Below are 16,636 nucleotides of genomic sequence, written 5' to 3' on the forward strand. Positions count from 1 at the left end.
GGATTGAATGCACAATCCACCGATTCTTTCTTTTTAAATGTATTGAGGAGACAGCCGTGAATATCAAGAGTCAGAAAGACTTTTTCTCCGGCCTCATGTTCATGGGCGTCGGCGTGGCGTTCGCATGGGGTGCGACCACCTACAGCGTGGGCGAAGGCGCCCGCATGGGCCCGGGCTACTTCCCGCTCATGCTGGGCATCCTGATGGCCGTGCTGGGCGCCGCCATCACCTTCAAGGCGCTGGTGGTGGAAACCGTGGGCGGCGACAAGATCGGCAAGTGGGCCTGGAAACCGCTGTCCTTCATCATCCTGGCCAACCTGGTGTTCGGCGTCCTGCTGGCCGGTTTGCCCAGCATCAAGCTTCCCGCCATGGGCATGATCGTCGCGATCTATGCGCTGACCTTCATCTCCAGCATGGCCGAAACCGGCTGGAAGGTCAAAAACACCTTCATCCTGGCAACGGTGCTGGCCATCGGCAGCTACCTCGCCTTCGTCGTCCTGCTCAAGTTGCAGTTCCCGGTCTGGCCGTTCTTCATCGGCTAAGGAGATATAAAAAATGGAATTGCTTTCCCACCTGTCGATAGGCTTCGGCGTCGCGTTCACGCCCATCAACCTGCTGTACTGCCTGATCGGCTGTATCCTGGGCACGCTGATCGGCGTGCTCCCGGGCATCGGCCCCGTGGCGACCATCGCCATGCTGTTGCCCGCCACCTACGCGTTGCCGCCCGTATCGGCCCTGATCATGCTGGCCGGTATCTATTACGGCGCCCAGTACGGCGGCTCCACCACCGCCATCCTGGTGAACCTGCCGGGAGAATCCTCCTCGGTGGTCACCTGTATTGACGGCTACCAGATGGCCCGAAAAGGGCGGGCCGGGCCCGCGCTGGCCGCGGCCGGGCTGGGTTCCTTTTTCGCCGGGTGCGTGGGCACGCTGATCCTGGCCGCCTTCGCGCCGCCGCTGACCGAATTGGCCTTCAAATTCGGCCCCGCCGAATACTTCGCGCTGATGGTGCTGGGCCTGATCGGCGCCGTGGTGCTGGCTTCGGGTTCGCTGCTCAAGGCGATTGCCATGATCGTGCTGGGCCTGCTGCTGGGCCTGGTCGGCACCGACGTGAATTCCGGCGTTGCCCGCTTCAGCTTCGACATCCCCGAACTGACCGACGGCATCGGCTTCGTGACCATCGCCATGGGCGTGTTCGGTTACGGCGAAATCATCAGCAACCTGGCGCAGCCCGAGCATGAGCGCGAGGTGTTCACCGCCAAGGTTTCGGGCCTGTTCCCGACCAAGGAAGACTTCAAGAACATGGCGCCCGCCGTGCTGCGCGGCACCTTCCTGGGCTCGGCCCTGGGTATCCTGCCCGGCGGCGGCGCACTGCTGGCGGCTTTCGCCGGCTACGCGCTCGAGAAGAAGATCAAGATGAAGCCGGGCGAAGTGCCATTCGGCCAGGGCAACATCCGCGGCGTGGCCGCGCCCGAGTCGGCCAACAACGCCGGCGCGCAGACCTCCTTCATCCCGCTGCTGACGCTGGGCATTCCGCCCAACGCCGTGATGGCGCTGATGGTGGGCGCGATGACCATCCACAACATCCAGCCCGGCCCGCAGGTCATGACCAGCAACCCCGAACTGTTCTGGGGCCTGATCGCCTCGATGTGGATCGGCAACGCGATGCTGGTGATCCTGAACCTGCCGCTGATCGGCATGTGGATCAAGCTGCTGACCGTGCCTTACCGCTACCTGTTCCCGGCGATCGTGCTGTTCTGCGCGATCGGCGTGTACTCGACGAACAACAACACCTTCGACATCTGGATGGTGGGTATCTTCGGCGTGGTCGGTTACCTCTTCGTCAAGCTGGGCTGCGAACCCGCGCCGCTGCTGCTGGGTTTCATCCTGGGCCCCATGATGGAAGAAAACCTGCGCCGCGCGCTGCTGCTGTCGCGCGGCGACTGGAGCGTGTTCGTGACGCGTCCGCTGTCGGCCGGCCTGCTGGGCGCCGCCGTGCTGCTGCTGGTCATCGTGCTGCTGCCCAGCATCAAAAACAAGCGGGAAGAGGCTTTCGTCGAGGAGTGATCCCGGCGCGGCTTGCACAAAAGTGCAGGCAGGCAAACCGCAAAAGGCACCCTCGGGTGCCTTTTGTTTTGCCTGTCCGCAAACGAATGGGCAGGCAAAACCGTTGCACAATCCCTGGATGAAACGTACACATATCATTCACCTCGCGGCGGCTTTTTCGGCGGCTTTTTCCCTGGCATTCACGGCACCCGCCGCGGCCCAGAACTACCCCTCCAAACCGATCCGCATGATCGTGCCTTTCCCGGCCGGCGGCGCGACCGACATCCTGGCGCGCGCGCTGTCGCAAAAGCTCGGTGAAAAGATCGGCCAGACGGTGGTCGTCGACAACCGCCCGGGCGCGGGCGGCACCATAGGCGCCGATGCGGCCTCCAAGGCGCCGGCCGACGGCTACACGCTGCTGCTGGCCACCTCGAGCACGCACAGCATTGGCCCGGCCATCAACCCGAAAATCCCTTACAACGCCGAAACCGACTTCACCCCCATCGCCTACGTGGCGAGCTCGCCCAACGTGGTGCTGGTGCCGAATTCGTCGCCATCGAAAACCATGCGTGATTTCATCGAGCATGCGCGCAAGACCCCGGGGCGGCTGAACTACGCCTCCAGCGGCAACGGCACCATCGTCCACCTGACCAGCGAGTATTTCAAGGCGCAGTCGGGCACTTTCATCCTGCACATTCCCTACCGCGGCACGGCGCTGGCCATGCCGGACCTGATCAGCGGCAAGGTCGACGTGCTGTTCGATTCCTTCGTCACCGGCATGCCTCACGTCCGGGACGGCAAGCTGCGGGTGCTGGCCGTCACCACGCTCAAGCGCACCTCCCTGGCGCCCGACATGCCGACGGTGTCTGAAACCCTGCCGGGCTTCGAGTCGGTCACCTGGTTCGGCGTGTACGGCCCCAAGGGCATGCCGCCCGAGCTGACGGCCAAGGTCAACCAGGCCCTCAACGCTGCGCTCGCCGATGCCGACGTGAAGGACCGCTTCGCCCGGCTGGGCGCAGAACCCACGGGCAGCACGCCGGCGGCCTTCGCGGCCATGGTCAGGGCCGATACCGCCAAGTGGAAAAAAATCATCGCCGAACGGAAAATCACCGCGGATTGATGAGAAGCCGGCGCCGGGGCCTGTTAACGCCATCAATAGCGTTAACAGGCCCTCGCTGTTTGTGAAGATGCATGCACATGATCAGTGCCCGCGCACGCCGGAACGGCGCGGGCGCGCGGCAGGGCGGGGCGGTTTCAAAGTGCAAAACGGAATAAATCCAATAAAAACAGGCGCTTGAAATAAACATGCGGTAGCGGCGCCGGACTGGCACATTGCATGCATCGCAAGGTCATTCTCAACCTTGCGGAGCTTTCCATGCTTTCAGTCTTCAAGCACGTCCATCGCATCGCGCTGGCCCTTCCGCTGGCCGCGGCATTCGCCCACGGGGCCATCGCTGAAACCGTGGCCCGCTACGGGATCTCCATGGCGGACATCCCGCTGACCACCGGGCAGCCCGACCGCGGCGCGGGGGCTTACCAGTTCACCGGGCACACGATTTACGACCCGCTGGTCGCCTGGGAATCGAACATCGGCACACGTCCCGGCAAACTGGTGCCGGGCCTGGCGACCGAATGGAAGAGCGACCCCAAGGACCCGAAAAAGTGGACCTTCAGCCTGCGCAAGGGCGTGAAGTTCCATGACGGTTCGGACTTCAATGCCGATGCCGTGCTGTGGAACCTGGAGAAGGTGCTCAACGACAAATCGCCGCAGTTCGATGCGAAGCAAAGCGCCCAGGTGCGCCCGCGCATCCCGTCGATCGCCAGCTATAAAAAAACCGGCGAGCTCACGGTCGAGGTCATCACCAAGGACGTGGACGCGCTGTTTCCGTACCAGCTGCCGTGGTTCCTGATTTCCAGCCCCGCGCAGTGGGAAAAAATGGACAAGGACTGGGCCAAGGTGGCCTTCCAGCCGTCGGGCACCGGCCCCTTCAAGCTCGACAAGCTGGTGCCGCGCGAGCGCGCTGAACTGGTGAAGAACGCGGGCTACTGGGACACCAAGCGCCTGGCCAAAACCGACCGCATCATCCTGCTGCCGATTCCTGAAGCGCTGACGCGCGCCAACGCCTTGCTCAGCGGCCAGGTGGACCTGATCGAGACGCCGCCGCCCGACGTGCTGGAGCAGCTCAAGAAGGGCGGCTTCAAGGTGGTGAGCAACGTGACGCCGCACGTGTGGCCCTACCACTTCAGCACCCTGCCGGGCTCGCCGTGGACCGACATCCGCGTGCGCAAGGCCGCCAACCTGGCGATCAACCGCGACGAGGTGGTCAAGCTGCTGAACGGCCTGGCAACGCCGGCCAAGGGCCAGATCGACGCGTCCAGCCCGTGGTTCGGCAAGCCGGCCTTCGACATCAAGTACGACCTGCCGCAGGCCAAGGCGCTGATGGCGCAGGCCGGTTACTCCAAGGCCAAGCCGCTGAAGGCCAAGGTCATCATCGCGCAGGGCGGCACCGGGCAGATGCTGTCGCTGCCCATGAATGAATACATCCAGCAAAGCCTTGCGGAGATCGGCATTTCGCTGGAGTTTGAAGTGGTGGAACTGGAAAACCTCTACCTGCACTGGCGCAGCGGCGCCAAGGCCGACATGAGCGCCGGCAAGGGCATCAGCGCCATCAACCTGGGCTACGTCACGTCCGACCCGTTCTATGCGCTGACGCGCTTCGTCGACAGCCGCTACATCGCGCCCAACGGCGTGAACTGGGGCAATTTCTCCGACCCGAAAGTGGACGCGACCGTGGACAAGATCCGCACCACGTTTGACGTGAAGACGCAGGACGCCCTGCTGGCCAGCATTCACCAGACCATGGTGGACCAGGCGCTGATGCTGTGGGTGGTGCATGACGTGAACCCGCACGCGCTGTCGCCCAAGGTCAAGCAGTTCGTGCAGGCCCAGCACTGGTTCCAGGACCTGACCACCATCGGCATGTGACCGGCCCCGGCCCGGGCGCTGAAGTGCCCGGGCCGCCTCTTTCCTTTTGAAGCCCCGCATGTTCGCCTACCTGCTTCGCCGCCTTTTTTATACGCTGCCGATCGCGCTGGGCGTGACGCTGCTGTCTTTCCTGCTGGTCTACATCGCGCCCGGCGATCCGCTCAACGCGATTGCGCCGGCCGATGCGCCGGCCGAAGTCGTGACGGCGCTCAAGGCCGCCTACGGCCTGGACAAGCCCCTGCCCGTGCAGTACGGGCTGTGGCTGGCGCGCGCGGTGCGCGGCGACCTGGGCGTGTCCATCGCCTCGGGCCGGTCGGTGCGCACCGAAGTGTTGTCCGCGGTGAAAAACACCTTGATGCTGGCCGCCTTCGCCGCGCTGCTGGGCATGGTCTCGGGCGTGGTGCTGGGCGCCATTGCCGGCAACCACATAGGCGGCTGGGCCGACCGCCTGGCCAGCGGGCTGTCGGTGCTCGGGGTCAGCGTGCCGCACTACTGGCTGGGGCTGGTGCTGACGATTGTTTTTTCCGTCTGGCTCGACTGGCTGCCCGCCATGGGCGCCGGGCCGGGCAGTTCCGCCGACGGCGGCAACGGCTGGGCCTGGGACTGGGCGCACTTCAGGCACCTGGTGCTGCCCGGCGTGACGCTGTGCGTGATTCCCATGGGCATCGTGACGCGCACCGTGCGGGCCCTGGTGGCGGAGACGCTGCAGCAGGAGTTCGTGATGGCGTTGTGGGCGCGCGGCCTGGGCCGCGTGGCGGTGTTCCGGCACGTCGCCAAAAATGCCCTGCCGACGATCCTGGCGGTGGCCGGCCTGCAGCTGGGTTATTTGATGGGCGGCTCCATCCTGGTGGAGACCGTTTTTGCCTGGCCGGGCACGGGGTTTTTGCTGAACACCGCGATTTTCCAGCGCGACATTCCGCTGCTGCAGGGAACCATCCTGGTGCTGTGCATGTTTTTTGTGGCGCTCAATTTGCTGGTGGACGTGCTGCAGCCGCTGATAGACCCGCGCATGCGCCGCGCTTGAGGCGGCGCGGAATTTTGCAAGTTCTCCCCGTTTCACAAGGACCCTGATGCCGGTGACTGTTTCCCATCCCTTGCCTGCGGGCGCGGCCGCGCCGGCCTTTGTGCTGCCGCCGCAGGCGGCCAGCGCGGGCTACTGGCTGTCGGTGTGGCGGCGCCTTCGCCGCGACCCGCTGGCCATGGCGTGCGCGGCCATCCTGTTGCTTATGGTGCTGGCGGCGGTCTTTGCGCCCTGGGTCGCGCCGGCCGATCCTTTCAAGACCAGCATGCTCAAGCGACTGCTGCCGGTGGGCAGCGCGGGCAACTGGCTGGGCACCGACGAGCTGGGCCGCGATTTGCTCAGCCGCCTGATTTACGGCGGGCGGCTGTCGCTCACCATGGGCATCGTCCCGGTGGCGCTGGCCTTTGTGATCGGCACCGCCATCGGCGTGACGGCCGGCTTCCTGGGCGGCAAGGTCAACATGGCGGTCATGCGCACGCTGGATGTGTTTTATGCGTTCCCCTCGGTCCTGCTGGCGGTGGCGATCTCGGGCGCCATGGGGCCCGGCATGAGCAACAGCCTGGTGGCGCTGACCATTGTTTTCATTCCGCAGATTGCCCGGGTGGCCGAAAGCGTGACGACGCAGGTGGCCAGGCTGGACTACATCGATTCCGCGCGCATGAGCGGCGCCGGCGCGCTGACCATCATCCGCCTGCAGGTGCTGGGCAACGTGCTGGGCCCGGTGTTTGTCTATGCCACCGGCCTGATCAGCGTCTGCATGATCCTGGCGTCGGGCCTGTCCTTCCTGGGCCTGGGCGTTCGCCCGCCGGAAGCGGAATGGGGCCTGATGCTCAACACCTTGCGCTCCGCCATCTTCAACAACCCGGTGGTGGCGGCCTTGCCCGGCGCGATGATTTTTATCACCTCGATCTGCTTCAACCTGCTGGCCGACGGCATCCGCTCGGCCATGGACTTGCGCCGCTGAACCGCATGACCTTTCCAGTGACCCCCGCATGAACCTTCCCACACCACTGATGCCGGGCACGGCGCTTCTCCCGACACCCGACCGGGGCGGCCCGGCGCAGCCTTTGCTGGCGGTGCGCCACCTGGTCAAGCACTTCCCGGTGCGCGATCCCTTCTGGGTGCGCCCGCGACGCGCCGTGCATGCGGTCGACGGCGTGAGCTTTGAGGTCGCCAAAGGCGAAACGCTGGGCATCGTCGGGGAGTCGGGCTGCGGCAAGTCCACCACCGCCCGCCTGGTCGCGCGGCTGCTGGCGCCCGACGCCGGCAAGCTGGTGTTCGACGGCGAGGGCGTGGCGGAGTTCGGCGGCGTGTCCCTGCGCGACTACCGGCGCGGCCTGCAAATGGTGTTCCAGGATTCCTTTGCGTCGCTGAACCCGCGCATGACGGTGGAGGACACGATTGCCTTCGGCCCGCGCGTGCACGGCCTGGACGCCGCCGCCGCGCTGGCGCGCGCCCACGACCTGCTGGAGCGCGTGGGCCTGCGCGCCGCGCAGTTCGCGGCCCGCTACCCGCACGAGCTGTCGGGCGGCCAGCGCCAGCGTGTGAATATCGCCAGGGCGCTGGCGCTGGAGCCGCGCCTGCTGATCCTGGACGAGGCGGTCGCGGCGCTGGACAAATCCGTGCAGGCGCAGGTGCTCAACCTGCTGCAGGCGCTCAAGGCCGAGCATGGGCTGACCTACATTTTTATTTCACACGACCTGCACGTGGTGCATTACCTGTGCGACCGGGTGATGGTGATGTACCTCGGCCAGGTGGTGGAGGTCGGGCCGGTGGAGCAGATCTACGCCGCGGCGCGCCACCCTTACACGCAGGCGCTGCTGTCGGCCGTGCCGTCCATGGACCCGGCGCGCCGCACCACCCGGGCGCCGCTGGCCGGCGACCCGCCCAACCCCATCAGCCCGCCCGCCGGTTGCCGCTTTCGCGACCGCTGCCCGAAAGCCGAAGCGGTGTGTGCCAACGCGGCCCCGGTGCTGGGCGCATGGTCGGCGGCTGCAACAACGCATGAGGTCGCCTGCCACATGGCGGTGGCGGGGTCCGGGCATTCGGCCGCGCCGGCTTTGCCGGTGCAGGGGGCCTTATGACAATGCCGCCTCTCCTGTCGGTGCAGGACCTGAACGTCACCTTCAAGGGCGAGCGTACCGTGCAGGCCCTGCACGGCGTGAACCTGGAACTGGCGCAAGGCGAGACGCTGGGCCTGCTCGGCGAATCGGGCTCGGGCAAAAGCGTCACGCTGCGCACGTTGCTGCGGCTGAACCCGCCCAAAACCACGGATGTGCAAGGCCGCATCCTGGTGGACGGCCAGGACGTGCTGGCCCTGCAGGGCGCGGCGCTGAACCGCTACCGCGGCGCCGTGGTGTCCATGGTGTTCCAGGAGTCGGGCCTGGCCTTTGACCCGGTCTACACCATGGGCCAGCAGATGGTCGAGATGATCCGCGCCCACGAGGCGGTGGACACCAAAACCGCCAGCGCGCGCGCGCTGCAGATGCTGGAGCGCGTGCAGATTCCGCAGGCGGCGCGGCGCATGCAGGCCTATGCCCATGAGCTGTCGGGCGGCATGCGCCAGCGCGCCATGATCGCCCTGGCGCTGTGCTGCAAGCCCCGGCTGCTGCTGGCCGATGAACCCACCACGGCGCTGGACGCGACGGTGCAGATCCAGATATTGCTGCTGCTGCGCGAGCTGCAGCGCGAACTCGGCATGTCGGTGATTTTTGTCACCCACGACATAGGCGCGGCGGTCGAGATCTCGGACCGGCTGGCCGTCATGTACGCCGGCCGCATCGTCGAGCAGGGCCGTGTGGCCGACGTCATCGCGCGGCCCGAGCACCCTTACACCCGCGGCCTCATGGGCTCCACCGTGATGCCCGGCATGCGCGGCCGGCCGCTGCCGGCCATTGACGGCGCGCCGCCCGACCTGGCCCGGCTGCCCGCCGGCTGCGCCTTTGCGCCGCGCTGCAATGCCGGCAGCGAGGTCTGCCGCGCGCGCGCGCCTGAACTGGCGCCGCACGGCACGCACCAGGCGGCTTGCTGGCATCCGGCGACACCGGCGCCGATATTGCCATGACGGCCATGACCGCGCATCCGCTGGCGGGCCAGGGCAGCTTGTGCGAGCGGGTCTTCAGCCGCCTGGCCGATGAAATCGTGCTGGGCCAGTTGCCGCCCGGCACGCACCTGGATGAAAAAGCCATTGCCAGCCGCTGCGGCGTGTCGCGCACGCCGGTGCGCGAGGCGCTCAAGCAACTGGCCGCCACCGGTCTGGCCAACTACCGCCCGCACCGGGGCTCGGTGGTGCGCAGCCTGACCTCCGCCGACCTGGACCTGATGTTCGAGGCCATCGCCGAACTCGAGTCCTCCTGCGCGCGTTATGCCGCGCTGCGCATGACGCTGCCGGAGCGCGAGGCTTTGCGCGCCTGCCACGCGCTGGGCCGGCAGGCCGCGCGCGAGCGCGACATGGAACTGTATGACCGCGCCAACCGTGAATTCCATGCGCTGGTGTTCGCGGGCGCGCACAACCCTTTCCTGCAGGAAACCACGGGCGCCCTGCGGGACCGCGTGATGCCCTTCCGGCGCGGCCAGTTCGCGCGGCACGAGCGGCTGGAAGAATCCGTCCTTGAGCACAGCCGCGTGGTCAATGCCATCCTGGCGGGCGATGCCGAGGCGGCAGGGCAGGAGATGCGCAACCATTTGCTGTCGGCGCGCATGGCGGCCGCGCGCCTGTCGGCCGCCGCCGCGGCTGGCGCTCCCGGCGCCCTCTGACGCCTGGCCGCCCGGGCTGCCCGCGGGCCTCCCGGCGCCGTCCCTTTTGTTTTAAACCCTGGATAATCCCGCCATGAACTTCAACTTCGGCAACCCCTACACCTCCACCCGCCTGCCGCTGTTCGCGCGCAACGTCGTTTCGACCTCGCACCCGCTGGGCGCGCAGGCCGGCCTGCGCATGATGCTCAAGGGCGGCAACGCGGTCGATGCAGCCATCGCGGCGGCTGCGGCCATGACCATCGTCGAGCCCGTCAGCAACGGCCTGGGCAGCGATGCCTTCTGCATCCTGTGGGACGGCAAGGAGTTGCACGGCCTCAATGCCTCGGGCCGCGCGCCGCAGAGCTGGACACCCGAGTACTTCCAGCGCAAGTACGGCGCCGATGCACAGACGCCGCCCAAGCGCGGCATGGATTCCGTCACCGTGCCGGGCGCGGTCGCCAGCTGGATGGCGCTGAGCGAGCGCTTCGGCAAGCTGCCCTTTGCCGACCTGATGGAGCCGGCCATTGAAATCGCCGAACGCGGCTACCTGCTGCCGACCGTGGTGCAGCAGAAGTGGGCGGCCGCGACGGATGAACTGAAATCGCTGCCGGGCTTCGCGCAGTCCTTCCTGCCCTGGGGCCGGGCGCCGAATGTGGGCGAGCTGTTCCAGTTCAAGGCCGCGGCCAAAGCGCTGCGCGCGATTGCCGAGACCAAGGGCGCGGCCTATTACGGCGGCGCGATTGCCCGGGCGATTGAAAAATTCTCAGCGCAGAACGGCGGCAGCATCACCGCCAAAGACTTTGAGAACTACAAGCCCGAATGGGTCAAGCCCATAGGCCGGGACTACCGCGGCTACACCCTGCACGAGATCCCGCCCAACGGCCAGGGCATTGCCGCCTTGATCGCGCTGGGCATCCTGGACAAATTCGACGTGGCGGGCATGCCGGTCGACGGCGTGGATTCGCAGCATTTGCAGATCGAAGCCATGAAGCTGGCCTTTGCCGACGTTTACAAATATGTGGCCGAGCCCTCGTCAATGGCGGTGACGGCCGAGCAAATGCTCGATGACGCCTACCTCGCATCCCGTGCCAAACTGGTCGACATGAAAAAGGCACAGGACTTTGGCGCGGGCAACCCCGTCAAGGGCGGCACGATTTACCTCACGGCGGCCGACGAAAACGGCATGATGGTGAGCTTCATCCAGAGCAACTACATGGGCTTCGGCTCGGGTTGCGTCGAGCCCGAATTCGGCGTCAGCCTGCAAAACCGCGGCCACGGCTTCAGCCTGCAGCCGGGCGCCAACCAGGTCGCGCCGGGCAAGCGGCCTTTCCACACCATCATCCCGGCCTTTGTGAGCAAGGACGGCCAGCCGGTGATGAGCTACGGCGTGATGGGCGCCAACATGCAGCCGCAGGGCCACATGCAGACGCTGGTGCGCATGCTCGACTACGGCCAGAACCCGCAGGCCGCCTGCGACGCGCCGCGCTGGCGCTACAACGCGGGCCTGGAGATCAACGTCGAGTCCGCGATGGACGCGCGCACCGTGCAGGGCCTGGCCGAACGCGGCCACCGCATGGAAGTCATCAACGATTCCTACCAGGATTTCGGCGCGGGCCAGTTCATCTGGCGTGCCGGCAACCCCCAGACCGAAGGCTACGTGGCGGCCAGCGATGCGCGGCGCGACGGCCAGGCCGTGGGTTTTTAAGAAGCGATTTTTGAGTCCATCACCCCACACCCCCACAAGCCCGACGCTTCCCGCGACCCCGGCAGAGCCCAAAAGCCTGGTCCCCGGCCTGCTGCTGGCGACCTTCGGCGCCATCGCCTTCAGCGGCAAGGCCATCATCGTCAAGCTCGCCTACCGCTACGGCGTGGACGCGGTCACCTTGATCATGTACCGCATGCTGTTCGCGCTGCCCATCTTCGCGGTGATGGCCTGGTGGGCCAGCCGCGGCAAGGCGCCGCTCACGCGCAAGGACTGGCTGGGCGTGCTGTGGCTGGGCTTTACGGGCTATTACCTCGCGAGCTTTCTCGACTTCGCCGGGCTGGCTTTCATCAGCGCCTCGCTGGAGCGCCTGATCCTTTACCTCAACCCCACGCTGGTGCTGTTGTTGGGCCTGGTGATGTACAAGCGCCGCGTCGGCGCGGCGCAGATCATCGGCATGGCCATCAGCTACTGCGGCGTGGTGCTGGTGTTCGGCCACGAGATCACGCTGCAGGGCGCCGACGCGGCCTGGGGCGCGCTGCTGGTGTTCCTGAGCGCGGTGAGTTACGCGCTGTACCTGGTCTACAGCGGCGAGATGGTCAGGCGCCTGGGCTCGCTGCGCCTGGTGGGGCTGGCCACCACGGTGGCCTGCCTCTGTTGTCTGCTGCAATTCGTGCTGCTGCGCCCCATGAGCGCCGCCGCCGTCGCGCCCGAGGTGATCTGGCTGTCGCTGCTCAACGCCACGCTGTGCACCGCCGTGCCGGTGCTGATGGTGATGATGGCCATTGAACGCATAGGCGCCGGCATGGCCGCGCAGACCGGCATGGTGGGGCCCATGTCCACCATCCTGATGGGTGTGCTGATTCTGGGCGAGCCCTTCACGGCCTGGGTGGCGGCGGGGACGGCGCTGGTGATTGCCGGGATCTTTGTGTTTACCCGGACTAGATAGCCCCCACGGTCGCTCACTTCGTGTAGCTCCCTGCCCCCCGAGGGGGCCGCTGCGCCTGCGGCCCGGCAAAGCCGGTTCCGCGGCCCCGGCTGATATAAGCCTCCACACCTTCGCAGAGGCCGGGCTTCTTATTTTTTGGCTGGTGGCTTTGCAGGGGCCTGCGCCGTAGGCCGGCGGTTCGAAGCGCTCACACGCTGCGCCACCGTGACGGCGGGTTGCCCCGCGTAGGCGTCCAGCCGCGTGCCCATGGCCTGCTCAAGCTGGTTCAAACGGGTTTGTGCGGGCGGGTGCGTGCTCAGCGACAAGGCGAACAGCGCATCGTCGGGTGCGGCCGTGCGCAGCTGCTGCAGCACCGCGACCAGGCCGTAGGGGTCGAAGCCGGCGCGTGTGGCCAGGGCCACGCCGCTGCGGTCGGCGTCGAATTCATCCTGCTGGTCCAGGCCCTTGGTGTACATGTTGCGGCCCAGCGCCAGCAACTGCGAGGACACCAGGCCGCCCAGGTCGTTCTTGAGCTGCGAGCCGATGACCTGCGTCAGCAGGCCGGCGCGCGCGGCTTTGTTCATCGCGATCAGGTGGTGTTTGGCCGTGACGTGCGTGATCTCATGGGCCAGGATGCCGGCCAGCTCGCCCTCGTCGGCCACGCGGTCCACCAGGCCCTTGGTGACGAACACATAACCGCCCGGCGTGGCGAAGGCGTTGTAGCCGGGGTCGTCGAGGACGGCGAAGGTCCAGGGCAGGTCGGGGCGGGACGACTGCAGGCTGATCCAGCGGCCCAGCTGGTTGACGTAGCGCTGCAGCGCCATGTCGGGATACAGCGGCTTGCTGCCCAGCAGCACGGCGGCCAGTTGCTGGCCGATCTGGATTTCGCGCGGCTCGTCGATCTGGTCCAGCGACTGCGACAGCAGTTGCACCAGGTCGCCGCCCTGGGCCGGTGCGCCCGCCGGCGCCAGGCTGGCGCCCAGCAGCGCGCCGGCGATGCCGGACGGCGAGTTGGGTTGCGCCGGCTGCGCGGGCTGGTTGGGACGTATCAGCGACTGGAACAGGCCGCCCAGGGCCTTGCCCGCGTCCTGGGCGTGGGCGGCGGGGGAGGCCAGGCCGGCCAGGAGGGCCAGGGAAAGAGCCGCGCGGCCGAGGTGGTGAATAGTCATGGCAATGCCTCTGGTTTTCTTGTCGTTGCTTTTTTACCGGCCGTATTGTTCGGGCGCAGGGCCGGATGAGGCCGCCGGCGCCGCGGGCACCGGCAGGGGCTCGACCTGCCGGCTGTTCAGCGAGGCGCCGCCGGCGAACTGCCGGGCCTGCGCGGCATTCGCGCGGTTGGCGTCGGCCTGCGCCACGGCCGCCATATTGGGCTGCGCATTGGCCAGGTCTTCGGCGCCCAGGCCGCGTATGCCGACGGTGGAGGTGGAGACGCTGCTGGACGGCGCCTGCGCGCTGCCCTTGTTGAAAAAGCTTGAGAGGCTGCGCAGCGCGCCGCCGGCGGCGCCGCCCGAGGGCGCGCTGGCCGATGTGACGTCGAACATATGCACCCAGCCGCTGGTGCCGTCGGCGGTGCGCACCTTGATCCAGGCGCCCTGGCGCTCGCCCAGGCGGGTCACCGAGGTCTGCACGGGAAGCGGCGCGAGGCTGCGGGCCGAATCGCCGGGCGCGTCGCGCAATTGCGCCTCGCGCTTGATCAGCACCGCCTCGCCCTGCGGCTGGGCCTGCGCCGCGGCGCTGAAAACCAGCGAGGCGGCCATCAGGAAGGGGAAAACCACCCCCGCCCGAATATTGGATTTACTCAGTATCATCAGCCGCTCTCCCCCGTGTTGTCATCAAGGAATTATTATGGATTTGGGTATAGCAGGCAAATGGGCGCTGGTCTGCGGCGCCAGCAAGGGTCTGGGCCTGGGCTGCGCGCAGGCGCTGGTGCGCGAAGGCGCGCACGTGCTGATCGTGGCGCGCGGCGCCGAAGCGCTGCAGGCCGCCGCTGCCCAGCTGACGGCCGACAAGGGCAAACCGGCCGGTGCCAGCGTCCAGTACGTCGCCGCCGACATCACCACGGTGGAAGGCCGCGCCGCGGTGTTCGCGGTGCGCAAGGATTTCGACATCGTGGTGACCAATGCCGGCGGCCCGCCGCCCGGCGACTTCCGCGACTGGGACCGCGACGCCTGGATCAAGGCGGTGGACGCCAACATGCTGACCCCCATCGAACTCATCAAGGCCACCGTCGACGGCATGGCCGCGCGCGGCTTCGGGCGCATCGTCAACATCACCTCCAGCGCGGTCAAGGCGCCCATCGACATCCTGGGCCTGTCCAACGGCGCGCGCAGCGGCCTCACGGGTTTTGTGGCCGGCGTGGCGCGCAGCAAGCTCGCGGCCCAGGGCGTGACCCTCAACAACCTGCTGCCCGGCTCCTTCGACACCGACCGCCTGCGCGGCAACTTCAACAACATGGCCCAGAAATCGGGCCAGCCGCTGGACGCCGTCATGGATGCGCGCCGCAAGGCCATCCCCGCCCAGCGCTTCGGCACGCCCGAAGAATTCGGCAGCATCTGCGCTTTCCTGTGCAGTGTGCAGGCCGGCTACATGACCGGGCAGAACGTGCTGGCCGACGGCGGGGCCTACCAGGGTACTTACTGATACGAAGGGGGCAGTCCCATGAGCCTGCGTTACCTCAGCTTCGGATATGTTGAAGACACAGACGGCACAGGTTCGTTCGAGGCCGTGGCCTCCACCTGGCCGGAGCGCGCGCCGGCCGTGCACGCCGAAGTCGTGCGCGTGCTGGACTGGGCGCACACCCGGTTCCCGGGCCGGCGCGGCCCGCTCGATGATGGCTTTGACTGGGACTACGACCTGCAGGGCCTGCTCGAATACACGGCGCCGCAGGTGCTGCGCTACGACGAGGCGGCACGCACGGTGACGGTGCTGGCCGACCCGCCCGGCAAGCCGCGGCACACCGTCACCTTGTCGCTCAGCGGCAGCCCTGAATTTTGCGATGCCTTCAAGCGGGAGTTTGTCGAGGACGATGACTGAAATGCGCTTGCGGGCGCAAGTTAGCGTTAACATCCGGGCATGAAATCACCTTCTGAGACGCTGCGCAAAGCCAAGCGCGCCCCGCGCCCCGGAACCGGCGGCATCACCCTCAGCGACGTGGCCAGCCTGGCCGGGGTTTCGGCTATCACGGTGTCGCGCGCGCTCAACACGCCGGCGGCGGTGTCGCCTGAAACACTGGAGCGCGTGCGCGGCGCGATTTCGCGCAGCGGCTATGTGCCCAACCTGGTGGCCGGCGGCCTGGCCTCCAACCGCAGCCGACTGGTGGCGGCGCTGGTGCCCACCATCGCCGGGCCGGTGTTCCTGGAAACGATTCAGGCCCTGACCGACGCGCTGGCCGAGGCCGGCTGCCAACTGATTCTGGGCCAGAGCGGCTACAGCGGCGCGCGCGAAGACGCGTTGATCGACGCCATCGTGGGCCGCCGGCCCGACGGCATCGTGCTGACCGGCATCATGCATTCGCCGGAAGGGCGCAGGCGCCTGCTGGCCTCGGGCATTCCCATCGTCGAGACCTGGGACATCACGCCCACGCCCATCGACATGATCGTCGGGTTTTCACAGGAGAAAGCCGGCGCCGAAGTGGCCGATTACCTGTACCGCAAGGGCTACCGCAAACCGGCGCTGATCACCGCCGACGACCAGCGCGCCATGCTGCGGCGCACGGGCTTCGAACAGCGTTTCGCGGCGCTGGGCGTGCCCGCGATTCCGGCCTGCATGGTGCCCGCGCCATCGTCGCTGGCCAATGGGCGATCGGGCTTTGCGCAGCTGTGGGCCGGGCACGGGCAAACCGACGTGGTGTTCTGCGGCTCCGACGTGATCGCGCAGGGCGTGATCACCGAAATGCAGGCCATGGGCATGACGGTTCCCAAGGATGTGGCGGTCATGGGATTCGGCGACATGCCGTTTGCCGCGCACACCCATCCCTCGCTGAGTACGGTGCGCATTGACGGCACCTCCATAGGCCGCCAGGCAGCCCGTTTTATCCTGGACCGCGTCGAGGGCCTGGACCCCGGCCCCAAGGTGAGGGACCTCGGGTTTTCCATTATCGAAAGAGCCAGCGCCTGACTTGACGGCGCTGGTTTTGCTCATTAATATCCTGACTTGTTAGCGCTAACATAAGCGTCGATCAAAACCCGGAACGTCCGTCGGACGGGCAGGGGCCATAAA

General features: G+C 67.0%; 16 protein-coding genes. 14 read left to right on the forward strand and 2 right to left on the reverse strand.

The genetic code is table 11. The features are described from left to right. Positions 1–56 precede the first annotated feature (56 nt). From ACLV8F_RS09990 to ACLV8F_RS10040, 11 genes are all read left to right on the forward strand, one after another. Positions 57–542 (forward strand): tripartite tricarboxylate transporter TctB family protein, encoded by a 486-nt coding sequence (locus ACLV8F_RS09990; RefSeq protein ID WP_411884072.1) that lies wholly within the window; start codon positions 57–59, stop codon positions 540–542. Between the two features lie 13 nt (positions 543–555). Continuing rightward, the gene (locus tag ACLV8F_RS09995) at positions 556–2,067 is read left to right on the forward strand and encodes a tripartite tricarboxylate transporter permease (protein WP_411884073.1); all 1,512 of its coding nucleotides are present in this window, start codon (positions 556–558) and stop codon (positions 2,065–2,067) included. 118 nt (positions 2,068–2,185) lie between these two features. Next, entirely contained in the window at positions 2,186–3,166 is a 981-nt protein-coding gene (locus ACLV8F_RS10000) for a Bug family tripartite tricarboxylate transporter substrate binding protein (RefSeq protein ID WP_411884074.1), read from the forward strand. A gap of 255 nt (positions 3,167–3,421) precedes the next feature. Further along, positions 3,422–5,032: an ABC transporter substrate-binding protein gene (locus ACLV8F_RS10005; protein WP_411884075.1), complete on the forward strand. Its 1,611-nt coding sequence runs from the start codon at positions 3,422–3,424 to the stop codon at positions 5,030–5,032. 58 nt (positions 5,033–5,090) lie between these two features. Next, a complete protein-coding gene (locus ACLV8F_RS10010) occupies positions 5,091–6,056 on the forward strand; it encodes an ABC transporter permease (RefSeq protein ID WP_411884076.1) in 966 nt (321 codons plus the stop codon). Between the two features lie 46 nt (positions 6,057–6,102). After that, the gene (locus ACLV8F_RS10015) at positions 6,103–7,017 is read left to right on the forward strand and encodes an ABC transporter permease (RefSeq protein ID WP_411884077.1); all 915 of its coding nucleotides are present in this window, start codon (positions 6,103–6,105) and stop codon (positions 7,015–7,017) included. Positions 7,018–7,045: 28 nt separating this feature from the next. Further along, positions 7,046–8,137, forward strand: coding sequence for an ABC transporter ATP-binding protein (locus ACLV8F_RS10020; RefSeq protein WP_411884078.1), 1,092 nt, complete (start codon positions 7,046–7,048; stop codon positions 8,135–8,137). Next, the gene (locus ACLV8F_RS10025) at positions 8,134–9,117 is read left to right on the forward strand and encodes an ABC transporter ATP-binding protein (protein WP_411884079.1); all 984 of its coding nucleotides are present in this window, start codon (positions 8,134–8,136) and stop codon (positions 9,115–9,117) included. The genes ACLV8F_RS10020 and ACLV8F_RS10025 overlap by 4 nt, the downstream gene beginning before the upstream one ends. Next, positions 9,114–9,809: a GntR family transcriptional regulator gene (locus tag ACLV8F_RS10030; RefSeq protein WP_411884080.1), complete on the forward strand. Its 696-nt coding sequence runs from the start codon at positions 9,114–9,116 to the stop codon at positions 9,807–9,809. The genes ACLV8F_RS10025 and ACLV8F_RS10030 overlap by 4 nt, the downstream gene beginning before the upstream one ends. Positions 9,810–9,882: 73 nt before the next feature. Then, the gene (locus ACLV8F_RS10035) at positions 9,883–11,493 is read left to right on the forward strand and encodes a gamma-glutamyltransferase family protein (RefSeq protein WP_411884081.1); all 1,611 of its coding nucleotides are present in this window, start codon (positions 9,883–9,885) and stop codon (positions 11,491–11,493) included. A 76-nt stretch (positions 11,494–11,569) separates the two neighbouring features. Beyond that, positions 11,570–12,439, forward strand: coding sequence for a DMT family transporter (locus ACLV8F_RS10040; protein ID WP_411884166.1), 870 nt, complete (start codon positions 11,570–11,572; stop codon positions 12,437–12,439). A 128-nt stretch (positions 12,440–12,567) separates the two neighbouring features. Here ACLV8F_RS10040 and ACLV8F_RS10045 read toward each other — a convergent pair whose 3' ends face one another. Together ACLV8F_RS10045 and ACLV8F_RS10050 are read right to left on the reverse strand one after the other, a co-directional pair. Continuing rightward, complete coding sequence (locus tag ACLV8F_RS10045; RefSeq protein ID WP_411884082.1) at positions 12,568–13,587, reverse strand: M48 family metalloprotease; 1,020 nt, start codon at positions 13,585–13,587, stop codon at positions 12,568–12,570. 33 nt (positions 13,588–13,620) lie between these two features. Then, positions 13,621–14,226: an SH3 domain-containing protein gene (locus tag ACLV8F_RS10050; RefSeq protein WP_411884083.1), complete on the reverse strand. Its 606-nt coding sequence runs from the start codon at positions 14,224–14,226 to the stop codon at positions 13,621–13,623. A gap of 37 nt (positions 14,227–14,263) precedes the next feature. Here ACLV8F_RS10050 and ACLV8F_RS10055 point away from each other — a divergent pair, with 37 nt between their 5' ends. The 3 genes from ACLV8F_RS10055 to ACLV8F_RS10065 are packed head-to-tail and all read left to right on the forward strand — an operon-like array spanning position 14,264 to position 16,534. Then, positions 14,264–15,058, forward strand: a complete 795-nt coding sequence (locus ACLV8F_RS10055; protein ID WP_411884084.1) for an SDR family oxidoreductase — start codon at positions 14,264–14,266, stop codon at positions 15,056–15,058. An 18-nt stretch (positions 15,059–15,076) separates the two neighbouring features. After that, positions 15,077–15,451 (forward strand): hypothetical protein, encoded by a 375-nt coding sequence (locus ACLV8F_RS10060; protein WP_411884085.1) that lies wholly within the window; start codon positions 15,077–15,079, stop codon positions 15,449–15,451. 39 nt (positions 15,452–15,490) lie between these two features. Next, complete coding sequence (locus ACLV8F_RS10065) at positions 15,491–16,534, forward strand: LacI family DNA-binding transcriptional regulator (protein WP_411884086.1); 1,044 nt, start codon at positions 15,491–15,493, stop codon at positions 16,532–16,534. The last annotated feature ends 102 nt before the right edge of the window (positions 16,535–16,636 follow it).

It is taken from the genome of Polaromonas sp. YR568 (genome assembly GCF_943369675.1).
Classification (GTDB): Bacteria; Pseudomonadota; Gammaproteobacteria; order Burkholderiales; family Burkholderiaceae_C; genus Polaromonas.

Bases quoted from the DNA above. Each gene is read 5' to 3' on its own strand.
- ACLV8F_RS09995 (WP_411884073.1), top strand. From the start codon at position 556: ATGGAATTGCTTTCCCACCTGTCGATAGGCTTCGGCGTCGCGTTCACG.
- ACLV8F_RS10000 (WP_411884074.1), top strand. From the start codon at position 2,186: ATGAAACGTACACATATCATTCACCTCGCGGCGGCTTTTTCGGCGGCT.
- ACLV8F_RS10005 (WP_411884075.1), top strand. From the start codon at position 3,422: ATGCTTTCAGTCTTCAAGCACGTCCATCGCATCGCGCTGGCCCTTCCG.
- ACLV8F_RS10010 (WP_411884076.1), top strand. From the start codon at position 5,091: ATGTTCGCCTACCTGCTTCGCCGCCTTTTTTATACGCTGCCGATCGCG.
- ACLV8F_RS10015 (WP_411884077.1), top strand. From the start codon at position 6,103: ATGCCGGTGACTGTTTCCCATCCCTTGCCTGCGGGCGCGGCCGCGCCG.
- ACLV8F_RS10020 (WP_411884078.1), top strand. From the start codon at position 7,046: ATGAACCTTCCCACACCACTGATGCCGGGCACGGCGCTTCTCCCGACA.
- ACLV8F_RS10025 (WP_411884079.1), top strand. From the start codon at position 8,134: ATGACAATGCCGCCTCTCCTGTCGGTGCAGGACCTGAACGTCACCTTC.
- ACLV8F_RS10030 (WP_411884080.1), top strand. From the start codon at position 9,114: ATGACGGCCATGACCGCGCATCCGCTGGCGGGCCAGGGCAGCTTGTGC.
- ACLV8F_RS10035 (WP_411884081.1), top strand. From the start codon at position 9,883: ATGAACTTCAACTTCGGCAACCCCTACACCTCCACCCGCCTGCCGCTG.
- ACLV8F_RS10045 (WP_411884082.1), bottom strand. From the start codon at position 13,587: ATGACTATTCACCACCTCGGCCGCGCGGCTCTTTCCCTGGCCCTCCTG.
- ACLV8F_RS10050 (WP_411884083.1), bottom strand. From the start codon at position 14,226: ATGATACTGAGTAAATCCAATATTCGGGCGGGGGTGGTTTTCCCCTTC.
- ACLV8F_RS10055 (WP_411884084.1), top strand. From the start codon at position 14,264: ATGGATTTGGGTATAGCAGGCAAATGGGCGCTGGTCTGCGGCGCCAGC.
- ACLV8F_RS10060 (WP_411884085.1), top strand. From the start codon at position 15,077: ATGAGCCTGCGTTACCTCAGCTTCGGATATGTTGAAGACACAGACGGC.
- ACLV8F_RS10065 (WP_411884086.1), top strand. From the start codon at position 15,491: ATGAAATCACCTTCTGAGACGCTGCGCAAAGCCAAGCGCGCCCCGCGC.